The sequence below is a fragment of the Hoeflea prorocentri genome (genome assembly GCF_027944115.1).
GTDB classification, from domain to species: Bacteria; Pseudomonadota; Alphaproteobacteria; order Rhizobiales; family Rhizobiaceae; genus Hoeflea_A; species Hoeflea_A prorocentri.
This window is the reverse complement of record NZ_JAPJZI010000002.1, coordinates 428,998-455,026: the sequence shown is the minus strand read 5'-3', so window position 1 is coordinate 455,026 and position 26,029 is coordinate 428,998. Positions and strand designations below refer to the sequence as shown.

The 26,029-nt window shown below is 58.5% G+C and carries 21 protein-coding genes and 1 pseudogene; 5 read left to right on the top strand and 17 right to left on the bottom strand.

What is annotated here, in order from left to right; translation table 11 throughout:
* From OQ273_RS23680 to OQ273_RS23670, 3 genes are all read left to right on the top strand, one after another.
* Window positions 1–375 (top strand): hypothetical protein (locus OQ273_RS23680; protein WP_267993571.1); only part of this gene is annotated, 375 nt, incomplete at its 5' end.
* 156 nt (window positions 376–531) lie between these two features.
* Window positions 532–2,253 (top strand): SulP family inorganic anion transporter, encoded by a 1,722-nt coding sequence (locus tag OQ273_RS23675; RefSeq protein WP_271292131.1) that lies wholly within the window; start codon window positions 532–534, stop codon window positions 2,251–2,253.
* Window positions 2,254–2,393: 140 nt separating this feature from the next.
* Window positions 2,394–3,374, top strand: coding sequence for a YeiH family protein (locus tag OQ273_RS23670; protein ID WP_267993569.1), 981 nt, complete (start codon window positions 2,394–2,396; stop codon window positions 3,372–3,374).
* Between the two features lie 58 nt (window positions 3,375–3,432).
* Here OQ273_RS23670 and OQ273_RS23665 read toward each other — a convergent pair whose 3' ends face one another.
* The 16 genes and pseudogenes from OQ273_RS23665 to OQ273_RS23590 form a co-directional block, all read right to left on the bottom strand.
* Window positions 3,433–4,938, bottom strand: coding sequence for an aldehyde dehydrogenase (NADP(+)) (locus OQ273_RS23665; protein ID WP_267993568.1), 1,506 nt, complete (start codon window positions 4,936–4,938; stop codon window positions 3,433–3,435).
* A gap of 11 nt (window positions 4,939–4,949) precedes the next feature.
* The gene (locus OQ273_RS23660) at window positions 4,950–6,095 is read right to left on the bottom strand and encodes a fumarylacetoacetate hydrolase family protein (protein ID WP_267993567.1); all 1,146 of its coding nucleotides are present in this window, start codon (window positions 6,093–6,095) and stop codon (window positions 4,950–4,952) included.
* Window positions 6,092–7,006 carry an aldose epimerase family protein gene (locus tag OQ273_RS23655; protein ID WP_267993566.1) on the bottom strand — a complete coding sequence of 305 codons (915 nt, stop codon included), beginning with the start codon at window positions 7,004–7,006 and terminating at the stop codon, window positions 6,092–6,094. The genes OQ273_RS23660 and OQ273_RS23655 overlap by 4 nt, the downstream gene beginning before the upstream one ends.
* Before the next feature lie 5 nt (window positions 7,007–7,011).
* A complete protein-coding gene (locus OQ273_RS23650) occupies window positions 7,012–8,742 on the bottom strand; it encodes an IlvD/Edd family dehydratase (protein ID WP_267993565.1) in 1,731 nt (576 codons plus the stop codon).
* 1 nt (window position 8,743) lies between these two features.
* Window positions 8,744–9,631, bottom strand: a complete 888-nt coding sequence (locus tag OQ273_RS23645) for an SMP-30/gluconolactonase/LRE family protein (RefSeq protein WP_267993564.1) — start codon at window positions 9,629–9,631, stop codon at window positions 8,744–8,746.
* The gene (locus OQ273_RS23640; RefSeq protein ID WP_267993563.1) at window positions 9,628–10,329 is read right to left on the bottom strand and encodes a FadR/GntR family transcriptional regulator; all 702 of its coding nucleotides are present in this window, start codon (window positions 10,327–10,329) and stop codon (window positions 9,628–9,630) included. The genes OQ273_RS23645 and OQ273_RS23640 overlap by 4 nt, the downstream gene beginning before the upstream one ends.
* Before the next feature lie 25 nt (window positions 10,330–10,354).
* A complete protein-coding gene (locus tag OQ273_RS23635; RefSeq protein ID WP_267993562.1) occupies window positions 10,355–11,002 on the bottom strand; it encodes an RraA family protein in 648 nt (215 codons plus the stop codon).
* 15 nt (window positions 11,003–11,017) lie between these two features.
* The gene (locus OQ273_RS23630) at window positions 11,018–11,800 is read right to left on the bottom strand and encodes an SDR family NAD(P)-dependent oxidoreductase (protein ID WP_267993561.1); all 783 of its coding nucleotides are present in this window, start codon (window positions 11,798–11,800) and stop codon (window positions 11,018–11,020) included.
* Window positions 11,797–12,540 (bottom strand): ATP-binding cassette domain-containing protein, encoded by a 744-nt coding sequence (locus tag OQ273_RS23625; RefSeq protein WP_267993560.1) that lies wholly within the window; start codon window positions 12,538–12,540, stop codon window positions 11,797–11,799. Before OQ273_RS23625 ends, OQ273_RS23630 begins: the two co-directional genes overlap by 4 nt.
* Entirely contained in the window at window positions 12,537–13,574 is a 1,038-nt protein-coding gene (locus tag OQ273_RS23620; RefSeq protein WP_267993559.1) for an ABC transporter permease, read from the bottom strand. Before OQ273_RS23620 ends, OQ273_RS23625 begins: the two co-directional genes overlap by 4 nt.
* Before the next feature lie 130 nt (window positions 13,575–13,704).
* Entirely contained in the window at window positions 13,705–14,652 is a 948-nt protein-coding gene (locus tag OQ273_RS23615; RefSeq protein WP_267993558.1) for a substrate-binding domain-containing protein, read from the bottom strand.
* A gap of 270 nt (window positions 14,653–14,922) precedes the next feature.
* The gene (locus OQ273_RS23610) at window positions 14,923–16,377 is read right to left on the bottom strand and encodes an aldehyde dehydrogenase family protein (RefSeq protein WP_267993557.1); all 1,455 of its coding nucleotides are present in this window, start codon (window positions 16,375–16,377) and stop codon (window positions 14,923–14,925) included.
* A 99-nt stretch (window positions 16,378–16,476) separates the two neighbouring features.
* Window positions 16,477–17,679 (bottom strand): DegT/DnrJ/EryC1/StrS family aminotransferase, encoded by a 1,203-nt coding sequence (locus OQ273_RS23605; RefSeq protein WP_276562525.1) that lies wholly within the window; start codon window positions 17,677–17,679, stop codon window positions 16,477–16,479.
* A 168-nt stretch (window positions 17,680–17,847) separates the two neighbouring features.
* Window positions 17,848–19,212: pseudogene (locus OQ273_RS23600) on the bottom strand (NarK family nitrate/nitrite MFS transporter); the annotation flags it as partial.
* A 110-nt stretch (window positions 19,213–19,322) separates the two neighbouring features.
* Complete coding sequence (locus OQ273_RS23595; RefSeq protein WP_267993555.1) at window positions 19,323–20,972, bottom strand: MFS transporter; 1,650 nt, start codon at window positions 20,970–20,972, stop codon at window positions 19,323–19,325.
* A 33-nt stretch (window positions 20,973–21,005) separates the two neighbouring features.
* Complete coding sequence (locus OQ273_RS23590; RefSeq protein WP_267993554.1) at window positions 21,006–21,485, bottom strand: universal stress protein; 480 nt, start codon at window positions 21,483–21,485, stop codon at window positions 21,006–21,008.
* 458 nt (window positions 21,486–21,943) lie between these two features.
* Between OQ273_RS23590 and pseB the strand changes: the two genes are divergently transcribed.
* Both pseB and pseC read left to right on the top strand, forming a co-directional pair.
* Window positions 21,944–22,936, top strand: coding sequence for a UDP-N-acetylglucosamine 4,6-dehydratase (inverting) (pseB, locus tag OQ273_RS23585; RefSeq protein WP_267993553.1), 993 nt, complete (start codon window positions 21,944–21,946; stop codon window positions 22,934–22,936).
* An 8-nt stretch (window positions 22,937–22,944) separates the two neighbouring features.
* Entirely contained in the window at window positions 22,945–24,105 is a 1,161-nt protein-coding gene (pseC, locus tag OQ273_RS23580) for a UDP-4-amino-4,6-dideoxy-N-acetyl-beta-L-altrosamine transaminase (protein WP_267993552.1), read from the top strand.
* 29 nt (window positions 24,106–24,134) lie between these two features.
* Here pseC and OQ273_RS23575 read toward each other — a convergent pair whose 3' ends face one another.
* Window positions 24,135–25,925, bottom strand: a complete 1,791-nt coding sequence (locus OQ273_RS23575) for a cytidylyltransferase domain-containing protein (protein WP_267993551.1) — start codon at window positions 25,923–25,925, stop codon at window positions 24,135–24,137.
* Between the last annotated feature and the right edge of the window lie 104 nt (window positions 25,926–26,029).

Genomic DNA, 26,029 nt, shown 5'->3' with positions numbered 1-26,029 from the left:
AAAAAAACCGCCGCCAGCGGCCAACCGCCCTCGTTACGGACGCCTTATAAGCCCCAAACAAATTTCCCGTCAACAGCAATCTTTCAAAAAAACGAGTTTTTTTTGATGCTGCCGTGCCGCCGGAAAACAACTGTGTATTTCCCGTCAAAAATTCGGGAGAGTTCAGACGCTCACGCTTTTACCATATGGGGATGCACGGGCGTTGTTTCAAAGGCCCGAAGCGCGACGTTTTCGCACATCACCAGCCTGCTTAAATTAAAAACTCCTCTTGTTGGAAATTGTGGCCAAAACCACAGAGTGGCGTCACAAACAGGTCTAAAACCGAACCCTGCGACAGCGGCACCGAAAACCGGCAATATCCGCGCGCCTGGATGACCAGGGATTTGGTGTCCGCTGTCGTTTTTCTCCAAAGACATAACCGATCCGGCAAACAAACGCCTGTTCTCGCCACCCCCGCCGCGATCATGGTATTGCATTGTCTGCCAAGGATTGAGCGGGGGACTGAACGATGCCGGTTTCAGAAAAATCATGATGTCCGGCCGCAACTTCACCGGCTGGCTTAAATCCCATATTCTTGCCGCGGTCCTGCCGATAGACCGCAAACGCCTGCCGGCAGAAATCATTGCCGGCATTACCCTTGCCGCTCTCGCGATCCCTGAAGTCATGGGCTACACCAAGATTGCAGGCACACCGGTTGTCACCGGCCTTTATACCCTTTTGATCCCCGCCGTCCTCTTCGCTCTGCTTGGATCATCCAGACATCTGGTTGTCGGAGCGGACTCGGCAACCGCCGCCATCCTGGCAAGCGGCGTTGCGGCGATGGCCGCGACCGGCTCGGCGGACTATGTTGCCCTTGCCGGCCTGATTGCGATTGTTGTCGGCCTGCTGCTTGTCGCGGCAAGCGCCATCGGCCTTGGTTTCATGGCTGACTTCCTGTCGCGAACGGTGCTCGTCGGTTTTCTTACCGGCGTGGGCATACAGGTTGCCCTGCGCGCGTTGTCGGATCTGCTTGGTTTCGACGCACCACACCGGGGAACACTGATGATGATCCGGCTCGCATCGCAGCGGACCTTCGATATCAATTTTGCCGCGATTGCCATGGCAATCGCGGTGATTGTCGTGATCACCGGCGGCAAGCTCATGGAAAACCGGACCGGCCGCGCCATTCCCGCCGCGATGCTGGCGGTCATCGGCGCGATCGCCGCCAGTTGGTTGTTTGATCTTGGTTCTCATATGCCGGTTGTCGGAACGGTGCCAGGGGGCGTGCCGCAATTTTCCATTCCGCAGATTTCTTTAAGTTTCGCCCTGATATGGCAACTCCTGCCGACAGCCCTTGCAATGGTGGTTGTCGTCCTCGCGCAAAGCACCGCAACCGCAAGGGCATACGCGGATAGATATGGCGAGCGGCTGGACGAGACACAGGATTTGAGAGCTCTGGGGATAGCCAATATCGGCGCGGGGCTAAGCGGCACCTTCATTGTCAACGGAAGCCCTACCAAGACCGAGATGGTGGATGCCGCCGGCGGTCGCAGTCAGCTCTCGCTGCTTTGTGCCGCCCTGGTTGTCCTGCTGACCCTGCTGTTCCTGACCAGGCCGTTGAGTTACCTGCCCGAGGCTGTCTTGTCCGCGGTGGTGTTTCTGATCGGCTTGAAACTCATCGACATTGACGGGCTTCGCGAAATCCATCGCCGGCGGCGGCCCGAATTCTGGGTTGCCATCGTCACGGCCGGCGTTGTTGTCGCTTTCGGGGTGGAACAGGGCATCGTCTTTGCCATCCTGTTCTCGTTGGTCGTCCACACCCGCCATGGATACAGGCCGACAAACCTTCTCATCGTTCGGGAGGATTCCGGCCGCTGGCGCGGCAAGCCCTTGGACAGCGGTGCCGAAGCAGCTCCCGGGCTCATCATCTACCGCTTCAATCACAGCATGTACTATGCCAATGCAGAGCGCATGAAGTCGGAGATCCTCCAATTGGCAAGGCAGGCCCGCCCGCCGCTGCGCTGGCTGTGCCTGGATGCATCCGCCGTCGATGATGTTGACTACACAGCTACCCGGACCTTGCGTGAAATTTCCGAGGAACTGGCGGCGACAAACGTCCGGCTCGCCTTTGCCCAGGACGTCGATGACATCAATGAAAAAACCCGCGGACAATTGCGCGGCCTTTTCCCCGACGCCGCCTTCTTCAACTCTCTCGATGACGTTCTAGCCCATTGCTTGCGAAAATCATCGGAACCGGGCCGACCGAAGAATTGAGACAATGGACAGCCCGTTCGCAAGAGTTGGCCCTCTACACCATCGGCCAGATTCGATATTGTCGAGAGAATTGCAGTTCAGCCCGTCGCCGCCGTCCCGGTCGGCACAACGGCCTCTCCCTCCTGCCGGATTAAGTAGACATGACCATACCCTTCAGACAATTGATGCCGGGCGTCCTTTGCTGCCTCACCGTCGCCGCCGCCGCCCAGTTCCTGTCCGATCATTACGCAGCGCCGCAGATGCTTTTTGCCTTGCTGCTCGGGCTGGCCTTTCACTTTCTGTCGGAAGACGAGGCAGCAAAGCCTGGGGTCGAGTTTGCTTCAAAGACACTGCTCAAAACCGGTGTCGCGCTGCTTGGTTTCCGCATCACCTTCGACCAGATTTCCGACCTCGGATTATCCACCATCGGCCTTGTTGCCGGTGCAGTTGCCGCCACGATCATGCTGGGAATCGGCCTGTCCTATCTTCTGGGGCGGCGTGCCCGGTTCGGCGTATTGACGGGCGGCGCTGTTGCGATCTGCGGCGCATCGGCCGCACTCGCCATCGCCAGTATCCTGCCCAAAAGCGAGACACGTGAACGCGACACGATCTTTACGGTCGTCGCGGTGACAACACTGTCCACGATCGCGATGGTGGTCTATCCGATTATCGCATCGCTTGTCGGGTTTGACGATCAGACGACCGGCATCTTCCTTGGGGCAACCATTCACGATGTCGCCCAGGTCGTCGGCGCCGGCTATTCTGTATCCGGAGAAGCGGGAGACGTCGCAACCGTCATCAAGCTGTTTCGCGTATCACTGCTTGTGCCGGTCATATTGCTGTTTACTTTCGCATTCGCATCAAAGGAAGGCGGTCCGGTCCTGTCGCTTTTCCCACCATTCATATTCGGCTTTTGCGCGGCGGTGACACTGAACAGCTTCCAGGTGCTTCCCGACGTCGCCCTTGAACTCCTCGTCAGCCTGTCGCGCTGGCTTCTTGTCGCCGGCATTGTTGGGATCGGCATAAAGACATCCTTCAAGAGCCTGATGGGCGTCGGCACGCGTGCGATTGCGATCATCTCGATCGAGACGATCTTCATTGCTCTGCTGGTGATGGGGTCGCTTATGTTCCTGGCCGGCTAGATCGGCATCTGTTTTCGGAACCGGCAGCCACCTGACCGCCGGTTCCGGTGTTTCAATTCTAGCGCAGATCGTCCGGAAGAATGCTTTCCGGGATGTTCTGATAGCAGACCGGACGAAGAAAGCGGCGAATGGACATGGTACCGACCGACGTCGCTCCGAAGTTGGTGGATGCGGGATAGGGGCCGCCATGGACCATGGAATCGCAAACCTCCACGCCAGTCGGAAATCCGTTGACCAACAGCCGGCCGGCCTTGCGTTCCAGCACCGGCAGAAGATCGCGCGCCAAAGGTGCATCCGCATCATCCATGTGAATGGTCGCGGTCAGCTGACCCTGAAGCGATTGCGCCACCTTCATACGCTCGTCATCGCTTTCGACAACAACGACCATTCCGAGCGGGCCAAACACCTCTTCGCCGAGTTCTTCATCGGCAAGCCATTGCGCACCGGTCGTGGCGAAAAGATAGGGCGTTGCGTTACGCAGATCGCAGATCGTGGTCAAAACCGTCCGCACACCCGCCGACCCGGCAACCCGGTCACGGCCTGAATGATAGGCAGAGGCAATGCCGCCGGTCAGCATCACCTGACTGTCGACCTTTTCAAGCGCCGCTGCTGCTGCTTCGATAAAGGCGTCGGCCTCCGGCCCGGCCTTAACCACCGCAATGCCGGGATTGGTGCAGAACTGGCCCGCGCCCATGGTCAGCGATCCGGCCCATCCGGCTGCGATATCGCCGCCGCGCCCGCCAAGGGCACTGTCGAGGATAAACATCGGATTGACTGAACCCAGTTCCCCGAAAAACGGAATTGGCTCGGGGCGGCTGGCGCAAAGATCGAAAAGAGCCCGGCCGCCGCCAAGCGAACCGGTAAAGCCGACCGCCTTGATCAGCGGGTGCTGGACAAGCGCCTGACCGACGGCACGGTTGCCGCCCTGTATCTGGCTGAAGACGCCGGGATGAAGGCCGCATGCAATACGCGCCGCGTCGATAGCCTGCGCCACAAGATCGCTGACACCCGGATGCGCCGAATGGCCCTTGACGACAACCGGACAGCCTGCGGCCAGTGCAGCCGCTGTATCGCCGCCTGCCGTTGAAAACGCCAGTGGGAAATTCGAGGCGCCGAACACTGCCACCGGCCCGACCGGACGCTGCATCAGGCGAAGATCGGGACGCGGCAGCGGCGCGCGATCCGGAAGCGCCGGATCGTGCCTGCGATCGAGATAGTCACCCGCTTCGATATGGTCAGCAAACAGCTTGAGTTGCCCGACCGTGCGGCCGCGTTCGCCGATCAGCCGTGCTTCCGGCAGGCCGGTTTCCTTCATGCCCGTTTGTGTGATCGCATCGCCCCGTGCGTCGATCTCATCGCCAATCGCCCTGAGAAACTTAGCCCGCTCGGAACGTGCAAGCGAAGAGTAGCTGGCAAACGCAGCTTCGGCCTGTTCAACGGCGCGATTGACCAGTTCCACCGTTCCGACAGCAAACTGATCGGCTTCACCACTCACCGGCTCATTTGAAAAACTGTTGTCGCTGCCAATCCATTCACCGGCAACCAGATGTGTTCCGTTCAGCATATATCGGGTCCTCAAATAAGGTTTCGTTTTGCAAGATTACGCATCAGATGACTGATGCCGAAGGTCCATTCAGTACATTCAGTGGAAAGCCGTACAGTATTTGTCAGCCGTCCCAACTGCGGTGCAGATATTTCAACCACATCGCCCAGTTTGTGAGTGAAACCTTCTCCTGGAGCATCACGATCCTGTGTTGGTGCGAAGAGCGTTCCCAAAAACAGGACGATGCCGTCCGGATATTGATGATGCCGCCCCAGCGTTTGAGCGACAAGCTCTTGCGGATCGCGGCTGATTTCCTTCATCGACGAATGGCCTTTCAGCTCAAATCCGTCTTCGCCCGTGACCGTGAGGTCGATCTTGGCAGCACGCACGTCATCAAGTGAAAACGTCGCGTCAAACAGCCTGATCATGGGACCGATGGCGCAGGACGCATTGTTGTCCTTGGCCTTGCTCAACAGGAGCGCTGAGCGCCCCTCGACATCGCGCAGATTGACATCGTTTCCGAGCGTTGCGCCCACAACGCGCCCGGCAGACGATACGGCCAGAACCACCTCGGGTTCGGGATTGTTCCACCGTGAAATCGGGTGCAGGCCGACCTCGGCCAAGGGGCCGACGGACGAAAGCACCTGCGCCTTGGAAAATACCTCGGCGTCGGGACCGATCCCCACTTCCAGATACTGGCTCCACAGCCCCTCTTCGATCAGAGCGGCCTTGACCTTTGCGGCCTCGTCCGACCCGGCCTTGATATCGCGCAGGCTATCGCCGATCGCAGCGGCAACCCGGCTGCGGATATCCTCGGCAAGCTGCGGATCGCCGGCTGCACGCTCTTCGATAACGCGCTCCACCATGGAACTGGCAAAGGTCACGCCGCAGGCCTTCACGCTTTGCAGATCGCACGGTGCCAGGAAATGAACGGCGGCCGGATCGCCCGGACGATTGGTTTCGATCGCCGAAACAGGCCCGAGATCGACGCCCGCGGCACTGCGCACATATCCGGCCGGATCATCCATTTCGCAGATGTCGCGCACCAGCGGCGCTTGCCTGCCGGTAATGTCGATAAGCCGGTCGTCGCGGATCGTGACAACCGAGGGTCCTTCCACCGCCGGGTTCCAGACACGCCCGAGATAGGTGCCGTTTGCCGGCAAATTGAAAGCCGTCATACCCGCGCCCCGTTGCGGGGGCGGTCAACGTCATCGCATGTTGCCGCAGATATGGTCATTTCCAAAGAAATCTCCTCGCCCGTATTCAGAAGCCGCATTGGGCCTTTTGAACGCCAACGCGCATCATGCGCAGCGCCGGGGATGTGACTTACAGGCTCAAGGCAAACGGCGTCAAATGCTCCGGCGATAAAACAGTGCAATATCGATGCGTCTGAACGGATATTGACGGCCAACGACTGTGACGGGCGACGCAGATGCGCTTCTCCGGACCACCCCGCAAAGCAGGTGTCGAGGCCGTTATCATCATTATTCAGCCCAATCCGCTTTGCATCGACGCGTGTGTAGCCGACGGGAAACTGATCCGATCCCATCTCGAAGCGATCGGCGGCGCTGAAGCCGATCGCAAAAGGCACCTCGCCCACCGGCGCATGAAACCAGGGGTGAAACCCGACCCCGGCAATCATCGCTTTTTCATGCTGGTGGCGATAGCTCAACTGTGCCTGCAACCCCTGATCATCCGACAGGCTCAAATCCTGCTTCGCGGTCCCAAGAAATCGACCATCCAGATCTCCTATCGCGTTGGAGAGCCGGACACGATCGTCCTGAAGGGACTCGACTTGCCAAGCGCTTGCAAATGCCACCCCATGCATTGCAACACCTTCGGATGGCCAGTTGATCGGAAATCGCGCAACGCCGTTTTCCATCGGCAAGTCAGGAACCGTCAGCCGGTTTGCGAATGGCACCATCGGAAAGCAACCGAACACCGGCAGGCCATCGATATATCCGCCAAGAGACGGCGCGGGACGCAGGATATCGACAGGTCCGTCCCGACCGGTGAACTGCAGAGCGGCAATGAGGCCGCCGTGATCCGGTTCGATGTCCGCCATGTATTGCGAAGATCTGATCGTCAACGCGGCTAGTGGGAATCCCTCGGAACATCAGCGCCGCGCTTGCCGACGAGGAAATCGAGATCAACGCCGCGATCGGCCTGAAGCACATGGTCGACATAGAGTTTCTGATATCCAGTCCGCATGGCGGGGTCAGGCGCGGTCCAGAATTTCAGGCGCTCGTTCAACTCTTCGTCGGAAACCTGCAACTCCAGCCGGCGCTTCTCAACGTCGAGCGTGATGATGTCCCCGTCGCGCACGAGTGCAAGCGGCCCGCCCGCAGCCGCTTCGGGAGCGGCGTGCAGGACAATGGTACCGAACGCGGTGCCGCTCATACGCGCATCGGAAATTCTGACCATGTCGCGTACGCCCTGTTTCAACAGTTTGGACGGCAGCCCCATATTGCCGACTTCGGCCATACCTGGATAACCCTTCGGCCCGCAGTTCTTGAGCACGAGAACACTGTCTTCGGATACATCCAGGTCGGGATCGTCTATCCGCGCCTTGTAGTCGTCGATATCCTCGAACACGACAGCCGGTCCTGTATGCTGCATCAGTTCCGCTGTCGCCGCGGACGGCTTGATGACCGCGCCAAGTGGCGCAAGATTGCCGCGCAGCACCGCAATGCCACCGCTTTCGGTCAACGGCGCTCCATCGCTGCGAATGACATCGTCATTGAAGTTCTCGGCTCCTTCCACCTGATCACCGACCGTCATTCCACTGACAGTCTTCGCATCGCCGTGCAGCAATCCGCGATCGAGCAGATACTTCATCACGACCGGCAGCCCGCCCGCATAATAAAAATCTTCCATCAGATATTTGCCCGACGGCTGCAGGTTCAGGATTGTTGGAATATCCCGGCCGATCTCGTCCCAGTCCTCGCTGGTCAGTGAAAGTTCAAGTCTGCCGGCAATGGCGATCATATGAAGAATGGCATTGGTCGAACCGCCGATGGCCGCATTGACGCGGATCGCGTTCTCAAGCGACCGACGTGTCACGATGTCCGACATCCGGATATTCCTGCGGACCAGATCGACAATTTGACGCCCCGAATATTGCGAAAGCGTTCGCCGCCGCGCGTCCACCGCAGGCGTCGCCGCATTCTGGGGCAGCGCCAGACCAATCGCCTCCATCATGCTGGCCATGGTGCTGGCGGTTCCCATGGTCATGCAACTGCCGGCGCTGCGTGACATGGCCTGTTCGGCATCCATAAACGCCTCAGGGCTCATCTCGCCGGCACGCATGTCCTCCGACATCTTCCAGACCGCTGTACCCGATCCGACATCGCAGCCGCGGTGCTTTCCGTTCAGCATCGGGCCGCCCGACACAACGATGGTCGGCAGGTCGCAGCTTGCCGCACCCATCACCAGTGACGGGGTTGTCTTGTCGCATCCACACAACAAGACGACGCCATCCATCGGATTGGCTCGGATGCTCTCCTCGACATCCATGCTTGCAAGATTGCGAAACAACATGGCTGTCGGCCGTATGCTGCTTTCGCCAAGAGACATCACGGGAAACTCGAACGCCACGCCGCCCGCCTCAAGCACGCCCCGCTTGACCCGTTCGGCCAGATCGCGCAGATGAGCATTGCAAGGTGTGAATTCGCTCCAGGTATTGCAAATTCCGATGACCGGGCGGCCGTCAAAATTATCCGGCGGCGTCCCCTGATTGAGCATCCACGCCCTGTGGATCGTGCTGCGCTTGTCGGTACCGCCGAACCAGGCTTGCGAACGGCGGCCGTTTTTCTTCTCCGCCATATTACCGCGCCCCCGCGCCGACACCGAACCGGTTGGCGACAAGGCCTGTGGCATCGGCCCTTATTGTGTAGAGGGAGCCGCTGTCCGGGTAGGCCTCAAGATCGACATCGTCCAGCAGAATACGCGCCGTCGTCGCGTAAAGCGTCTTCAGATCGGGGCCCCCGAAACAACAGCTCGTCACCATCGGCACCGGCAGGGCAACCGACTTCAGCTTTTTTCCGTTGGGTGCGTAGCAACCGATCCGTCCGGCGGTGATCTGGCAGAGCCAAACATTACCTGCGGTATCAACTGTCATCCCGTCCGGCAGGCCGCCAAACGCACCGAGGTCGACAAACAGGCGCTCGTTGGAGAGACCGCCGGACTGAAGCTCGAGATCAAAGGCCAGAACTTTGCCGCCCATCGTATCACCGAGATAGAGCGTACGCCCATCGGGCGAAAAGGCCGGCCCGTTCAGGCAACGATAACCACGGGCCATTGGTTCAGCCTGTCCGCAAGGCGTCAGCCGCCACAGGACACCGGTTTCCGCCTCGGCATCAAAATCCATCGAACCGATCCACAGATTGCCGGCCGCATCGACCGCCGCATCATTGAAACGGTTGGTTTCCGGTTCGAGCCCGTCGGCGGACCATATGTGCCGATCGGCACCGCTTGTCGGGTCGAAAGCAACAACATCCTTGCGCAAAACCAGGATCAGCTCATCACCTGCGCCGGGCAAGACCGCTCCGATCTCACTATCAAAACTGCGCTCAAGCACCATGGCTCCATCGGCGTTCGCCAGCATCAACCGCTTACCCAGAATATCGACCCAGGCCAGGCGCTCACCGCCCGGCAGACACATCATGCCCTCACCAAGCATCTCGGCGCGGTTTAGGAACAATTCAGGTGTCATTGTCTATTCCCCGAGGGTTGCATGGAGTCGATGTCCAGCTGGTTCTTCCTCAGCAGCGTGATCACCGCCTGACGCGCTTTTTCCGGTTCCCGGTCTCGGATTGCTTCAGCGATGAAGCCGTGATCTTCCAGGTTTCGGATAAACGCATTATCCACCTGGATGGACAGCTTGAAATTCGCCCGCAACAACAGTGAAATCGAGTGGTTCAGGGAACGCAGCAAGGGGTTGCCGCATGCGTCCAGAAGCGCCTCGTGGAACAGAACGTCGTGCTCGATCGCCCGCTTCGGATCTTCCGCGTAGTGCTGCATTTGTTCAAAACAATCGAAAAGCCGCAAAATCTGTCTCGACGTTGCACGCCGGGCAGCAAGGGCAGCCGCTTCCGGCTCGAATATCAAACGCAGTTCCGATAGCGCGGAAAGCAGCGTTTCGTGCGTCGATTCCTCCGATAGCATCCATTCAATGACTTGCGGATCCAGCAGGTTCCATTCCTGTGGCGGCTGCACAATCGTTCCCACACGGCGCTCCGAGCGCACCAGGTTCTTGGCGGCCAACGTCTTGACGGCCTCGCGCACGACATTGCGGCTGGCGCCGAATTCCGAGACGATATCCTGCTCGATCAGGGCCGGTCCGCCCGCATGCAGTTCCCCCCGGACAATTCTTCGCCCCAGATCGTCAACAATGGACTGCGCTATATTCATGCTTGCTCCGCTCAATCGGGGTCAGTCAGAATTTGCCGTATTGGAGATAAGCATCCTTGGGTGAGACACCTTCCAGGATCGCCTTGCGCACAAGGCTCTCCGTTTCCATGATCTTTTCGACTTCTGAAATCACGTCCTCGGCAATGGCACCCGGAATCACCACTGCACCGTCGATATCGGCAATCAGGTAATCGCCTGGATTGATGCGGACTCCCATGAAATCCAGCGGCTCCTCAAAGCTGTCCGGCGTCCATGCGCCAACGATATCGCGCGGTGTGAAGAAACGGGCAAAGACCGGAAAACCGATATTGATGATGAAGTCGCAATCGCGGCAGCCGCCATCGGTGACATACCCCCTCACGCCGCGATATTGCAGCGTTTCGGCGCTGAGCTCGCCCATCAGTGCTCTCTCATCATCCTGACCCGTGGACATGACCACATGGCCTTCGGGCGCTTGCGACAAAAACTCCGTCCAGCGCAGCAAGGACTCATGCCCGTCAATGCCTGGCTTCGGACTGCCTTTCACGGTGAATACGGGCCCTGCAAGGGTCTTCGACGGATCGATCGGGCGGACATCTTTGGGAAGCACCGTATCAGTGATGCCGCGGCCCCTCAGGACGTCGAACACGGCGCCGGTGTAACACTTCTCCAAACGTTCAGCGAGCGTTGCCATTATCTTCCTTCCTGTTCAGATCCAGCCGCCGTCGACCGTGTAGGTGCCCGACGAGCACATGCGCGCATCATTGGAGCTCAAAAACGCCACCAAATTGGCGACATAGACCGGATCGATCAGTTCCTTGAGGCACTGGCTGTCATAAACAATCTGTTCCAGTTCCGGCGTCAGCCATAATTTCACCTGCCGCTCTGTCTTGATGAAGCCGGGGATCACGCAATTGACACGGATACCGTCCGGGCCAAGCTCGCGGGCGAGCCCGTTCGTTAGCCCTTCGATCGCCGCCTTCGATGTCACATAAGCGGAGAGCTGGTCCAGACCGACACGCCAACTGCATGAGCCCATATTGACGATCGCCCCGCCGCCGCGCTTCGCCATACCCTTGGCAACGGCCTGGGCGGCAAAAAATTGATGGTCGAGATTGACGGCAAGCGCCTTGCGCCAGTACTCGGGCGTCACCTCTCCAATCGCGTGACGTTGGTCGTTGGCCGCATTGTTGACGAGAACATCGAAGCCGCCGAGTTGCGCGTCCAGATCCTGAATCACGTTCCGATAGGCTTCGATGTCAGTGACATCCACATGCCGGTAGAGCGGCTTGTGTCCGGTGTCTGAAACATCAATGCCGTCGATCAGTTGAGAAGAGGCCTCCTCATCAAGATCGACGAATGCAACCTTCGCGCCCTGTCGGACAAAGCCCCGGACGATTTCGGCGCCGATCCCGCTACCGCCCCCTGAAATGAGCACGGACCGATCCGCCAGACTGGGAAAAACCGCAAATGACTCGGATGTATTCGTCATGAATTGATCACCATTTGAGTAAGGTCTTCAACGCTCGTGTCGCCCTTCACCACATCATGAACCTTGCTGCCGTGACTCATGACGACGAACCGGTCGCATATACTATAGGCATGATAGATATTGTGCGTGACGAAAGCGGCTGACGTTCCCTTGTCGCGAAGACCGTCAATATACTCAAGCAGTTTATTGGTTTCCCGGACCGAGAGCGCACTGGTCGGCTCGTCCAGAAGCAGGATTGATTTGCGGAAATGAACTGCCCTTGCAATTGCAACGGCCTGTCTTTGTCCGCCCGACAGAGAACCGACCATCTGGTCGGCTGAGTCGATACCCGAAATATCGACGCCCGAGGAAAGCTCACGCATCGTGATGTCTTTCATCTCGCGCTCCCTTAGGAAGCCGAGCGGACCGCGCAATTCGCGCCCCAGGAACATGTTCCGCCAGATCTCCATCTCGCCGACGACCGCCATATCCTGATAGATCGTCTCGATACCGATGGCTTCGGCGTCCTGACGGCTGTTGAGGGATGCAGGCTTTCCAAAAGCCAGCACGTCCCCGCCGGACGGCGGATTGATGCCGGAAAGAAGTTTGACTAGCGTGCTTTTGCCGGCGCCGTTGTCACCCAGGAGGCCGACAATCTCATTTGGAGAGATGTGGAAATCCACCCCGCGCAGAGCTTCCAGATTGCCGTAGCGTTTGGAGATGTTGCGAACTTCGATAAGCGGTGTCTGGCTCTGGTTCATCGTGTGCCCTTTCCGCCAACCAGCTGGTTGGCAATGGCTGCCAGCACAATCAACGCACCGACGAAGATATCGAGATAAAAGCCCGGCGCGCGCATCAGCAGCAGAACGTCCTGAATGGTGTAGATCAGTACCGAACCGAGAAAAACGCCAATCATCGATCCGCGTCCGCCGGCGAGCGCCACGCCGCCGATCACGCAGGCGGCAATTGCCTGAAGTTCAAGCCCGCCGCCCTGGGCCGGCGTCACGCTTCCGACCCGCGCTGCGCTGATAATGCCCGAAAAAGCCGCACAACTGCCCGCCAGCGCGAAACACACGAGCTTGACCTTGACCGGATTGACGCCGTTGGCGGTCGCTGCATTACGGTCGCCGCCGACTGCAAATATGTGATTGCCGAAAGAGTGGTGGCGCAAAACAAGGTGGAAGACAAAGGCCAGGAGAAAGAACCACACAAATGGCATTTCGAGAGGCCCGATGCGCCCGGCCATCAGGTTGCGGAAGCCGTCCGAACCCTCGAAGCGAATGGCCTGTGCACCATGCACAAAGAAAATCATCCCCTTCCAGAAGAGCATTGCTCCCAGCGACACGATGAACGATGGAAGCGCGAACCGCAACGACACGACGCCGTTCGCCATGCTGATCGCCGCACCGGCCGCAATCAGCAGCGGGGCGGCAATCCATGCTGTCAGGCCCGATGCAATAACGATGGAACACACGACAGCGGTAAAGGCGTAGATCGATCCCACCGACAGATCGAATTCCCCGGAGATCATCAGCATGCCGACACCGAGGGCGAGTATTCCAAGGGTCGGGATCGCCTTGAGCATGATCGCGATATTCGAAGACGACAGGTAACGAAAATCGTCCGGATATAAGAGACCCGCCGTGATGCACAGAAACTGGATAATCAGAAAGGCGATCAGGATATTGCCTGCCGGCGTCGCCAGCAGCCTGTCCAGCGCACCGCCAAGGCCGGTGCGCTTCTTTATACGCTCGGGATTTGGCGTGGCGCCGGCCTGTGTGGTGTTTTCAGTCATGAATACGATTCTTTCGTCCGGAAGACGTGACAGCGTGAAAGGCTATAACACCCGGCAGGCCGCGCAATGGTCTTAAGCGGTTGACGGACCCGAACCTGCGTTCATGCAAGCCCGGGCCGCGTCCTGGGAGTTATCTGTACTTGCCAGCCTGGTCGACCGCATTCTGATAGTTCGACTTGTCGATCAGGCCGCGCCCGCCGGTGCTCAAGTCAGCCGGATAAAGTCCGTGACGAATGTAGTGGGCGAGCTGGGCCACCGAATAGAAACCCTGACTGTATGGCTGCTGGTCCACAGTGGCTGTGATGCGGCCGCTGGCGATCCCGTCAAGGATTTCCGGGGCAACATCAAAGCCTCCGATCGGCACGCTCACACCGGTTTCATCCAGCGCCTGCTGAGCCATCATCATTGGTTGCTGGCCAAGTCCGATGATCGCCTTGATGTCCGAATTGCCGATCAGATACTGTGTCATGGCGGTCAGTACCTCGGGAAGCCGGTCTGTCACGCCAACGAGGTCCGCCTTGGCTCCGACTTCGTCCAGCGCCATCTGTACGCCTTTGTGGCGCAGGATCGCATAGGCGGCCTCCGGATATTCAACCGGCGTAAAGACGACATCGCCTTCCGAGATACCGTGCTCCTCGATCATCCGCTTGCCGATCGTATAACCCGCATCGACAAAATTCTGGCCGACAAAGGCCATCCGGCAATTGCCTTCGGCACCCTCGCTGTCATCGATGTTGAAGCCGACGACGGGCGTGCCGCCTTTCATGGCATTGCAGACACCTTCATCAAAGGCGTTGTCATCCCAGATTTCGACAAGAAGGCCGTCGACCCCGTTGGCCAGCGCCGTTTCCATGATGTTGTTCTGACGCACCACATCATTTTGCGCGTACTGGATATCCAGATTGACGTTGAGCATCTCCGCGGCGGTGTTGGCTCCCAGCTCAAGCGGCTGGAAAAACGGAACGCCCGCCGATGCGTAGATGATCATGGTGATGTCGATGGGCTCGTCAGCCGCTAATGCAGGTGCGGGTACGGCCAGCGCGGATGCAATAACAGCCGCCTTCAGGAATGCCTTCATGATGTCCTCCCTTGGATATTGCTTGAAGCGCAAACGTTGATGCCAAATTTGGTATCAAAATAAGTAGTACTTTTCAACATTAAAAATACTACTTTTTAAATAATTGATTTTTATGGATTATCCTGAGAAATCCTAATCAGAGGATCTGTTTGGCTCGCTCAAAATCACTATGCGGCAGGGCTTGCCGCCACGCAGGGCGACAAGGCAGAAAAGCTTGGGATGATCCGTGAGGCCGGGTCTGGCAGATGGGTTCTCAGAGGCCGGAAACGGCTAGCCGTGCTTGGCCGCCACCGTTTTGAGGACTGAAAACCCGTACAAGGCTTCAAAACCTTTTTCGCGCCCATGCCCGGAAAGACCGGTTCCGCCGAAGGGCAGTTCGACGCCGCCGCCGGCACCGTAATTGTTGAGAAAAACCTGCCCGGCGCGCAGCTTGCGCGCGAGCCGCATCTGGCGACCGCCATCACGGCTCCATACTGAAGCGACAAGCCCGAAATCGGTCCCGTTGGCAATGGCGACAGCTTCCTCCTCGTCGCCGAACGGAATAACGACCTGCACGGGACCGAAAATCTCGTCCTGGGCCAGGGTGTGATCAGGTGAAACGCCGGCAAAGAGGGTCGGCGTGACATAGGCCCCGCCCGACGGGGCATCCGCCTCCACATTGCCTCTTGCCGCAACCTCCAGGCCCTCGCCTTTTGCCAGAAACCCTTCGACGATCTCCTTTTGGCGCATGGATATGAGCGGCCCGACATCAAGGTCGGACAGCGCAGGCCCCACTTTCATGACACGATAGCGATCCCCCATGCGCGATATGACCTCATCGTAGCGGCTATGGTGGACGAGAATGCGCGAGGATGCAGAGCAGGTCTGGCCGGCATTCTGCAGGCCGGCATTGACAAGGAACGGCAGGGCCTCGTCGATATCGGCGTCCTCGAAGACCAGTTGCGGCGACTTACCGCCCAGTTCGAGCGTAACCGGCGTCACGTTCTGGGCCGCTGATGCCTGGATCAGCTTGCCGACACCGACCGAACCGGTAAAGGAAACATGATCGATCCCTTCATGGGCGCTCAGCGCCGCTCCGGCCTCGGCGCCGATCCCCGGCACGACGTTCAGCGCACCTTTCGGCAATCCTGCACGCCGCGCAAGTTCGGCAAAGGACAGCGCTGTAAGACATGCTTCTTCCGCCGGCTTGAGGACGGCGGCATTGCCGGCCGCGAGAGCAGCACCCACGGACCGGCCGATAATCTGCATGGGATAGTTCCAGGGAATGATGTGCCCCGTCACACCGTGCGGCTCGCGCAGCGTATAAACGGTGTAGCCGTCAAGATAGGGGATCGTCGTGCCGTGGAGCTTGTCCGCCGCTCCGGCGTAGAATTCCATGTAACGCGCCAGCGCGATAACGTCGGCGCGGGCCTGTTTGAGAGGCTTGCCGACATCCATCGCTTCCAGGTTTGCCAGTTCCTCGACATTCTCCAGCACGAGCTGTCCGATACGATAGAGCACGCGGCCGCGTTCCACTGCGGTGCTTTTGCCCCATTCCCCCTCGAGCGCGGCCGAAGCTGCGGCAACCGCGCGGTCGATGTCCTCCGCACTGCCTCGCGCCACCGCACAAAGAGTGGAGCCGTCGGACGGATTGATCAGATCAAGCGTTTCACCGGCCAGAGGCGGCACCCACTCATCGGCGATGAAACAATTGGCGGGATCAAAATCGAATGGACGAAGGGTCATCAAAATACCATCGGGTTATAAGTCGCAGGATCAGGCACCGCAGCGCAACGGCAAACCGGTTACTTCCAATATCTGACACGCGGAATCAATCCAGTGAAACTACGCAACGTACGATCCGCGGCGTAAGCAATGGTCAAGAATTGCGCCGATATGCCTGCAATCGGCAACGCTGAATGTCAGCGGAATGCGCATATCGAATAGCCCGGCCAGGATCTCGTCCGTCTGCGGCAACTGCGCGGGCTCCAGATACTGCCAGCTTTGGTGCCTGCTGGTGAACCCGACGGGCCGCTCCGCACCAAACCATTTCAGCTCCACTCCCAGCGAAAGAGCATCGCTCACGAGGGTTTGCGCCGACTGCGCGCTGACCCCGGGAAAGAGAAACTGAAAGGAGCTGCCGACGATGCCTTCCTGATCCGGTCGGTGCGGCACGTAAACGCCTGGCGTTTGCGCCAGTTGCTCCTCCAAAGCCCGGTAGCGTTCATTCCAGCGCGCGATATTTGCATCGAGGCCGGTTATCTGCGGACGCAGAATGGCGGCCCGCAGATTGTCCATGCGTCCCGAAAGGTTTGGCGTTTCAAGCCGCACAGTCGAAAAATACTGAGACGGCGGAGCCGCCCCATGGCGCTCATAAAGCATATAGGACCCTGACAGGACGATCGCCCTGGCCATGAACTGCGGATCGTCGGATGTCAGAATACCGCCCTCTCCGGAGTTCAAGTGCTTGTAGGTCTGGGTACTGAAACAGCCGGCCAGTCCAAAATTTCCGCTGCGCCTGCCCGACCATGTGCTGCCCATCGTGTGGGCGCAATCTTCAATGAGGGTGACGCTATGGTGTTCAAGCAGCGCTGTCAGCGTGTCCATATCGGTCAGATGACCGCGCATATTCGACAAGAGCATGAAGCGCGCGCCACTCGATCGGATCTTCTTCTCAAGATCACCCAGATCAAGCGTGAGATCACGGGTGATCTCGACAAGCACCGGACGAGCGCCTGCCCCCGCAATCGCGCCCGGAACAGGAGCAAGGGTAAAGGCGTTGGTCAGGACCGGTTCGCCCTGCGTGACGCCGGCCGCCCGCAAGGCAATGCCCATCGCATATCCGCCCGATGCACAGGCCAGGCAGTACTCCACGCCCTGATAGGCAGCATAGTCCGCTTCCAGAAGAGCGGCCTGCGACACTTCGCCGGACGCCGTGTTGTAACGGTGCAGGCGTCCGCCTTTGAGAACGTCCACCGCTGCGGCGATCGCATCGTCACCGATCGGCTCCTGCTGGGTGAAATTCCCGGTAAAGGGGCGTATGTCCAACGGCATCTCCAGCCACAAACGGCTTGACCGGCGGCAGTCCTGAGACTTGCTCCACCGGTCTGTTCCAGGGCCCCGGAAGGGGCTGTATATGTTGGAAATCTACCAGCCCAGCAAGAGCTGGAAAAGGGCTGAATGGGTATGTTCCTCATCCAGCCCCTTTGCTTCAGTTTAGCAGGGCACCGAGGCGCCGCGGCGGCTGTAGTAGAACCAGGTCACCACGAGGCACAGCACGTAGAAGCTCAGGAATGACCACAGCGCCGCATTGGGTGCGCCTGTCATTTCGATCGACGTTCCGTAGAGTTTCGGAATGAAGAATGCTCCGTAAGCGGCAATCGCCGAAGTGAAGGCGATGATCGCGGCGCTTTCACGCTCGATGGATCGCTGGGTCTGTGTTTCGTCCAGTTGCGGCTCAAGGCGCGGGATTTCCTGCTTCATGATCGAAGGGATCATCTGGAAGGTGGAGGCATTGCCGACACCGGTCAGGAAGAACAGCGCCATGAAACAGGCAAAGAAACCCCAGAAATTACCGTCCGCATCCGCTTCGGAAGGCAGGAACTGCAGGACACCGAAGACGGCGATGATCATGCCGAGGAAAACCCAGAAGGTCACCCGTCCGCCACCGTATTTATCCGATACCCAGCCCGTTGCAGCCCGTGAAAGCGCGCCCACAAGCGGCCCGAGGAAGGCGTAGCTCAAGGCATCAACCGCGGGATACTGGGTCCGCATGAGCAGCGGGAAGCCGGCAGCGTAACCGATGAAGGAGCCGAACGTTCCGATATAGAGAACGCACATGACCCAGTTGTGGTAGCGCTTGAGGATCGACATCTGCTCGCCAAGCGAGGCCTTCGCATCGGCAATATCGTTCATGCCGAACCACGCAGCAATCGCACCGACCGCCAGGAACGGCACCCAGATGAAGCCGGCATTCTGCAACCAGAGCTGACCGCCATCGGAAAGCTGCTGAGGCTCGCCGCCGATCGCGCCGAAAACACCTGCTGTGATGACCAGAGGAACGACGAACTGCATGACGGACACGCCGGCATTGCCGAGCCCGGCATTCAGCGCCAGGGCGTTACCCTTTGTCTTCTTGGGATAGAAGTAAGCGATATTCGCCATGGAGGAGGCGAAGTTGCCACCGCCGAAGCCGCACATCAGCGCCAGGATGAGGAAGGTGAAGTACGACGTGTTGGGATCCTGAATGGCGAACCCGATTCCAAGCGCCGGCAAAAGCAGCGAGGCGGTTGAGATCGCAGTCCACTTCCGGCCGCCGAAAATCGGGATCATGAATGTGTAGAAAATCCTCAGTGTCGCGCCGGAGAGACCGGGCAGCGCGGCAAGCCAGAAGCGTTCGCCAACCGAGAAATCAAATCCGATAGCCGGCATTTTTGCGACGACGACCGACCACACCATCCAGACCGAGAAGGCCATGAGCAGATTGGGAATGGAGATCCACAGGTTACGGCTGGCGATCGCACGGCCCTGGCTTTCCCAGAACTGCTGATCTTCGGGACGCCAATCGGTCAGCACGTGACCTTTATTGGCTGTGGGGGTATCTGAATGCGCCATGGGTTAACCTCCCCGATCTGGCGTATTGAAATGAGGAGCGCAGGCCGGCACAGCCAAATCCTGCGCTCCGTGGCACATCATTGCGCCGGCTGCTCTTTCCCGCGCTTGCCTATGCGGCTAAGAGCCGCCCGCAAATCGTCGAGATCCTTGAACCGGGCCGTCAAGGTCAGGCTGCTGCCGCGATCGGCAAGCGTGACTTTTTCAGATCCGGTGAAGAGTTCGGCCAGTTCGGCCTCGGCTTCGATCTTCTGCCGTGCTTCTGCGGCGATCGCCTGATCGACAGAGGACAGCACATATTCTTCTCCGAACCCGCCCTGGGGCTCCTTCAGCCAGAAGTAGCAGACCAGCCAGCTGACCGCCGCACCCGTGGCGATGATGAAGAAGAACTGGGAAGGCGTGACGAACATGAAGATGAACAGGTAGAACACTGCCCCGACATTGCCGTAAGCGCCTGCCATGCCGGCGATCTGTCCGGTAACCCGGCGTTTGATCGACGGGATGATGCCGAACGTTGCACCCTCCGCTCCCTGCACGAAGAAGGAGCAGCAAATGGTGATTGCGATCGCGATGATGAGCGGCCAGGAGGAGTTCAAAAGCCCCATCAGCGCAAAGCCGATGGCGATACCCATCATATAGGCCAGCATCACGAAACGGCGGTTGCCCATGCGGTCGGACACCAGTCCGCCCATTGGCCGTGCCACCAGGTTGACAAAGGCGAAGGCCGAGGCAATCAGGCCTGCTGTGACCGGGTTCAATCCCCAGGTTTCCTGAAAGAACATGGGCAGCATGGAGACCACCGCCAGTTCCGCACCGAAGTTGGCGAAATAGGTGGTGTTCAGCGCCGCAACCGAGCTGAACGGATAGCGGTCGTCCTTGGGAACGCCTTTCTTCAGGATCGGTACATTGACGCGAATTGCCAGCCAGACCTGATAAAGGACGACCACCGCGATCGCGCCGTAGCACAGGGAGGCGACGAACCCGTCAATATAGCCCATCATCTGCACGCGGTAGACGAGGATCGACAGGATCCCGACCAACGGCACGGTGAAGATCACAAGAAGCACCAGGTCACGGAAGCTCGACACCTCAAGGGCAGCAGCCTTGCGCGGCTTCTTGTGCGTATCCTTGGTTGGCCCGTCGGTGATCGCGAACCAGTAGAAGACACCGTAGATCGCCATGATCGCGCCGGATGTCGCGATGGCATAACGCCAGCCATCATCGCCGCCGTAAAGGACCAGCGCGACCGTTGGAATGGTCATCGCCGCGGCAGCGGAACCGAAGTTACCCCAGCCGGCATAAAAGCCTTCTGCAAAGCCGATATGGCGAGGCTTGAACCACAAGGCCGTCATGTGAATACCGACAACGAAGGACGCGCCAACGGAGCTGAGGACCAGCCTGGAGACGAAGAGTTGTTCCTTTGAATCGCCGAAGGCGAAGAAGAAGGTCGGGATGGCCATTGAGACCATCAGAACCGAGAAGACCCGGCGCGGCCCCCATTTGTCGAGCGCCATGCCGACAATAATACGCGCCGGAATGGTCAGCGCCACGTTGGCGATCGCGAAAAGGCGGATGTCGTCGCGCGTCAGCCAGTCGGACGATGCCAGGATGGACGACGCCAGCGGCGCCATGTTGAACCAGACGTAGAAGGTAATGAAGAACGCGATCCATGTCAGGTGGAGAGCGCGTATCTCACGGTTCCTGAACCGGAATAGGTCAGAGACTTGCATTGAAGGTGTCCTTTGCGTTTGCGGACCGTCGGACTAGGCGGCGGGCTCGTGGGTAGGAATGATAAGGACAGGACATTTGACGCGGCGCGCCAGGAAGGCCGACACCGACCCGAAGGTCATATGATCGAACTCCTCGACGATTGCGTCGATACGCTTGGTTATGAAACCGAGCGGTTTGTGATCCGGCTGATGGCTGTGACGGGCCATAACCAGGACATCGGGATTCTTCTCCTCCGTCGCCCGCAGGATCATTTTCCGGGCATCGCCCTCGGCCAGCATGACCGTGGCCGGGATCCCGGCGGCGACCAGTTCTGCAGCAGCGGCCTCGACACCGGCCTTCTGCTCTTCATACTGCTCATTGAAAAGATCATCGGCTCCGGACGTCGCACTGCCGACATCCTCAATCACCGAAACCAGCGTGATCGAAGGGTTCAGCGGCCCGAACATCTCCTTCACCGCATCGAGCGTTATTCGCGCGTTTCGCGAGTTGTCATAGGCGAGCATTAGATCCATTGTCGTTCCTTTCGGCATTGGGCGGCCCAGAAAAAGGCCACCGACCCGCAGTCGGTCGACAATAGTAGTTGCGCCAGATGCGCTCAGATAACTTGATCTAAGTCATGTGAAGAAATATTATATAACGAAATAAATACGTTAGATAAAAATATCATAAGCGCCGGAACAGAATGCGGCACTGCAGCACCGCCAATGAGCGCGTGGCCGTTGATATTTCTCCGAAACAAAATTGATAAATATCAAGCGCGCGTGGAAGCAGCTTCATCCGCCACACCGCGAGTCGCGCATGAGCAAAAAATTGAGACCCGGCAGCCCGTCGTGTCTCTTTCCATAGCGCCTGCCGTCAAATGGCTGTGGATAGGCCGGCTTGCAAATCATGCCCCGGTCCGATATCGCGGACAGGCTGGTAGCTCGTACATCTGCTTTGTGTCATTTTTCGAACGGAACAGCCGACAACAATGCTGACGAATGCCTCAATCCTGATTACCGGCGGCACCGGGTCGTTCGGCCACGCATTCGTTCCCCTGACGCTGAAAAAATACGATCCCAAGCGATTGGTGATCTTTTCGCGCGACGAGATGAAGCAATGGGAGATGGCCAAACTCTATGGCGACGATCCCCGCGTACGCTTTTTCATCGGCGATGTCCGCGACAAGGAGCGCCTCGCCCGCGCACTGAACGGCATCGAATTTGTCGTCCATGCCGCGGCGACCAAAATTGTGCCGACCGCAGAATACAATCCGTTCGAATGCGTCAAAACGAATATCAATGGCGCAATGAACCTGATCGACACCTGCATCGATGCCGGGGTCAAACGCGTCGTCGCCCTGTCCACGGACAAGGCAAGCAGCCCCGCCAATCTCTACGGCGCGACCAAGCTTGCATCCGACAAGCTTTTTATTGCCGGCAATTCCTACGCCGGCACGGATGGAACCCGGTTCGCCGTCGTACGCTATGGCAACGTCATGGGTTCGCGCGGATCGGTCATCCCGTTTTTCATATCCCTGCGCGAAAAGGGCGCACTGCCGATCACCGATACCCGGATGACACGCTTCATGATCACTCGCGAGCAGGGGGTTGAACTGGTCTGGACGGCGATTGACGACATGGTCGGCGGCGAGATCTACGTCAAGAAAATCCCGTCGATGGGCATCATGGATATCGCCGATACGATCGCACCGAATGCGTCGAGAGACATCATTGGGGTCCGTCCCGGCGAAAAACTGCACGAGCAGATGATCGGCTTCGAGGACGCGCCCTACACGTATGAATATGAGAGCCACTACAAGATTTTGCCGGCGATCAACAACTGGTCCAAGGACCCGGCGCGTATCGGCGACGGCCAAAAGGTTTCGCCCGACTTTATATACAGCTCCGACCAGAACACCGAGTGGATGTCACCGGCGGAACTCGCCGAATGGATTGAGCTGAACCGGCAACATTTACAATAGGCGGCCCCATGATTCCGTACGGCCGACAGACGATTTCACAGAAAGACATCGATGCCGTCGTCGATGTGCTGAAATCCGATTTCCTGACACAAGGGCCAGCGGTCGAACGGTTCGAGGAAGCTGTTGCCGGCTATTGCACAGCGCAGCGGGCCGTGTCGGTAAGCAATGCGACCGCTGCCCTCCATCTGGCCTGCCTTGCCCTCGGAGTCGGCCCCGGCGACCTTGTCTGGACCAGCCCGGTCAGTTTTGTCGCCAGCGCCAATTGCGCGCGCTATTGCGGTGCTGATGTCGATTTTGTCGACATCGATCCCGACACTGTGACAATGAGCGTTGCCGCCCTATCAGATAAGCTTTCGGAGGCGGCCAAAAAAAACCGTCTGCCGAAGGTCGTCATTCCCGTCCATCTTGCCGGTCAGTCCTGTGCCATGGAGGAAATCGGCCGACTTGCCGACCAGTACGGCTTTTCGGTGGTGGAAGATGCCTCGCACGCGATCGGCGGAACCTATCAGAGTGAAAAGGTGGGCAATTGCCGCTACAGCGATATCGCCGTCTTCAGTTTTCATCCGGTCAAGATCATCACCACCGCAGAAGGCGGCATGGCTGTCACCAATCAGCCCCAGCTTGCCGACAAAATGGCCATGCTGCGTTCGCACGGCATCACCCGCGATCCGGAGCTGATGGATCAGCCCTCCGACGGCCCCTGGTACTATCAGCAGCTCGAACTTGGGCACAATTACAGGCTGACCGACATTCAGGCGGCCCTGGGTTACAGCCAGCTTCAAAAGCTTGATGGTTTTGTTGCGCGCCGCACGCAGCTTGCAGACCGCTACGGAACGCTGCTGCAATCTCTGCCGCTGACCCTGCCCGTCCAACCCGCAGACACCACATCGGCCTGGCATCTTTATGTCGTGCGCCTGATGAGGGACCGGATTGCGTTAGATCAACGGGATGTGTTTGAAAAACTGAGAGAAGCCGGCATCGGCGTCAATCTGCATTACATCCCGATCCACCTGCAGCCCTATTACCGCAATCTCGGATTTGGCCCCGGTGATTTCCCCAACGCCGAGGGCTATTACAAAGAAGCGATATCCCTGCCCCTGTTCCCGGCGCTGACAGATGCCGAACAGGACAAGGTCATCGAAGGTCTGCGGCTGGCTCTCGAGAAATAGATCGAACAGCAGCAAACCGCCCGGCCGCATCATCCAATGTCGATTTTCGTCTCTTTGTTGAGCCTGGATATGAGATCGTGATCAGTCCTGTAGGAAAGGCTGAGGTGCCGGTTGACATTGGCCAGTTGTTCATCGCCATCCAGCACCGCGAAGACATTCTTCAGTGAGGCATCCCGCCCATCCCGCGCCAGGCGTTCATAGAGCTGTGAGAACAACTCCAAGTCTTCAGGATAATCCAATGTAAGACGGTAGTCTCTTACAAGATCGCCGGGCAGATCAACCGTTTCGACCTTGAAGATGTGTGTGTTGTTCTGGAAATACCAGGTCATATACTCGGAGTGCTGCGCCCCGCCCTTCAGGTCGATCACCCGTTGCAGCGCCTCGCGATTGATGATCTCAGTTCCGCTTCCCACAGCGCATTGCGCAGCCACGGTATAGTCTGCACCGGAAGTGAAATGGCGTTCCAGCAGGGCGGCTGCGATTTCCGGCGAGACAACCGGGCAGTCCGCCGTCACACGGATCACGACATCGATACCAAAGGCCTCGCAAGCGCCGAGATAACGCTGGATGACATCGTCAGGATCGCCCTGCCAGAAACGCGTCCGTCCATCCAGCGTGTAATCCTCAAGACCTGCATCGTCTTCCAACGTCGACGTTGCCAGCACGACAAGATCAGCGCCGTCAATCATCAGGCAGTTCTCCAGGCAGCGCTCGACCGACGGACGGCCCGCTATCGGAGCAACGGCTTTGTTCTTAAGACGCGAAGATTTCATGCGGCAGGCAACGATAACGCCAACCTTTGCCGGACGAAACTGACTGGCGTTGATTGTCTGCCCCTCACCGATTGGCTGCCCAAGAACGCTTGGTCGCCCTTGCGCCCGCATCAACTCGCTGAGCGGTTCGCCCGCCTGCGCGGTCCGGCGGTAAATCAGGTCGGAGAAAGCGAGCGTGGATCCCTCCGGGAGATCATGCGCCGCCACCGGCACCTGAACGGTCGTCGCCAGATAGTTCTTTTCCGGGTCCGATATGAACGGCACACCCGACATTGCCGGAAGCTGTGCGAGACGATCGGCGACAATCCGCATCTCATCGGGATGCAGAGCGGAATGAAAATCGTATTTCGCCCCGGTTCTGTCGAGGCAGATATGCTTCTCCACCATGGCACAGCCGGCTGCAACGCCAAGCAGGGGAACGATGGTTGCCAGATCATCCTCGGCGGGCGCGTGATCCGCCAGGCACAACGTCAAGCCGGGAAAGGCCGCACGCAGCGGCGCGATCTTGTTGAGCCCCGTATCCTCGATCCTCGTGGGGTAATCCTGGAAACCCAATTGCAAAACAATCTCGGCGGGCTCAAGCGCAGCAAAAAACACGGCAAAACGCTCGATCGACGGCAGTTCATGGCCTGAGATATTGATCATCAGGCGTGTGTCGGACAGGGACAGATCCTTCAGCCGCGTGATGACCTCATAATTCTCCAATACGGAAGACTGCAGCTTGATCCCGGCGATCCGGCCGATGTTCCGGGAAAGGATGTCAACGCCGTAGCTGTCGAAGATATCCAGCCACACGCCGTCAAAACGGCTATCTGCGAGGTCGATGATGTCCGCCCATTCCCCTTCCTCGAAAAAAAGCTCCTGATAAATACCGTAGGCGCTGAAATCGGGTAAGGCGATCCTGTCGGGATGAAGCGGCTGAAACTTGATGTGCTTTTCCGGATAATCGATTTCGGCAAACCTGGTGATCGTCTGCTTGAGCACCTGTGCGTCGCCGCCATGCGCATTCGCGCACTCGAATATCAAAATGGGATGTTCCGGTTTCATCAATCGGCCTCGAAAAAAATGGTCTGCAACGTTGTCCCCGAAATGTCTGAGGTTTTCCTTACTCACCGGATCGGGCTTGATTGCCTTGCCCCAAATGCAACGCA

Bases quoted from the DNA above. Each gene is read 5' to 3' on its own strand.
- OQ273_RS23675 (WP_271292131.1), top strand. From the start codon at position 532: ATGTCCGGCCGCAACTTCACCGGCTGGCTTAAATCCCATATTCTTGCC.
- OQ273_RS23670 (WP_267993569.1), top strand. From the start codon at position 2,394: ATGACCATACCCTTCAGACAATTGATGCCGGGCGTCCTTTGCTGCCTC.
- OQ273_RS23665 (WP_267993568.1), bottom strand. From the start codon at position 4,938: ATGCTGAACGGAACACATCTGGTTGCCGGTGAATGGATTGGCAGCGAC.
- OQ273_RS23660 (WP_267993567.1), bottom strand. From the start codon at position 6,095: ATGACGGCTTTCAATTTGCCGGCAAACGGCACCTATCTCGGGCGTGTC.
- OQ273_RS23650 (WP_267993565.1), bottom strand. From the start codon at position 8,742: ATGGCGGAGAAGAAAAACGGCCGCCGTTCGCAAGCCTGGTTCGGCGGT.
- OQ273_RS23645 (WP_267993564.1), bottom strand. From the start codon at position 9,631: ATGACACCTGAATTGTTCCTAAACCGCGCCGAGATGCTTGGTGAGGGC.
- OQ273_RS23640 (WP_267993563.1), bottom strand. From the start codon at position 10,329: ATGAATATAGCGCAGTCCATTGTTGACGATCTGGGGCGAAGAATTGTC.
- OQ273_RS23635 (WP_267993562.1), bottom strand. From the start codon at position 11,002: ATGGCAACGCTCGCTGAACGTTTGGAGAAGTGTTACACCGGCGCCGTG.
- OQ273_RS23630 (WP_267993561.1), bottom strand. From the start codon at position 11,800: ATGACGAATACATCCGAGTCATTTGCGGTTTTTCCCAGTCTGGCGGAT.
- OQ273_RS23625 (WP_267993560.1), bottom strand. From the start codon at position 12,540: ATGAACCAGAGCCAGACACCGCTTATCGAAGTTCGCAACATCTCCAAA.
- OQ273_RS23620 (WP_267993559.1), bottom strand. From the start codon at position 13,574: ATGACTGAAAACACCACACAGGCCGGCGCCACGCCAAATCCCGAGCGT.
- OQ273_RS23615 (WP_267993558.1), bottom strand. From the start codon at position 14,652: ATGAAGGCATTCCTGAAGGCGGCTGTTATTGCATCCGCGCTGGCCGTA.
- OQ273_RS23610 (WP_267993557.1), bottom strand. From the start codon at position 16,377: ATGACCCTTCGTCCATTCGATTTTGATCCCGCCAATTGTTTCATCGCC.
- OQ273_RS23595 (WP_267993555.1), bottom strand. From the start codon at position 20,972: ATGCAAGTCTCTGACCTATTCCGGTTCAGGAACCGTGAGATACGCGCT.
- OQ273_RS23590 (WP_267993554.1), bottom strand. From the start codon at position 21,485: ATGGATCTAATGCTCGCCTATGACAACTCGCGAAACGCGCGAATAACG.
- pseB (WP_267993553.1), top strand. From the start codon at position 21,944: ATGCTGACGAATGCCTCAATCCTGATTACCGGCGGCACCGGGTCGTTC.
- pseC (WP_267993552.1), top strand. From the start codon at position 22,945: ATGATTCCGTACGGCCGACAGACGATTTCACAGAAAGACATCGATGCC.
- OQ273_RS23575 (WP_267993551.1), bottom strand. From the start codon at position 25,925: ATGAAACCGGAACATCCCATTTTGATATTCGAGTGCGCGAATGCGCAT.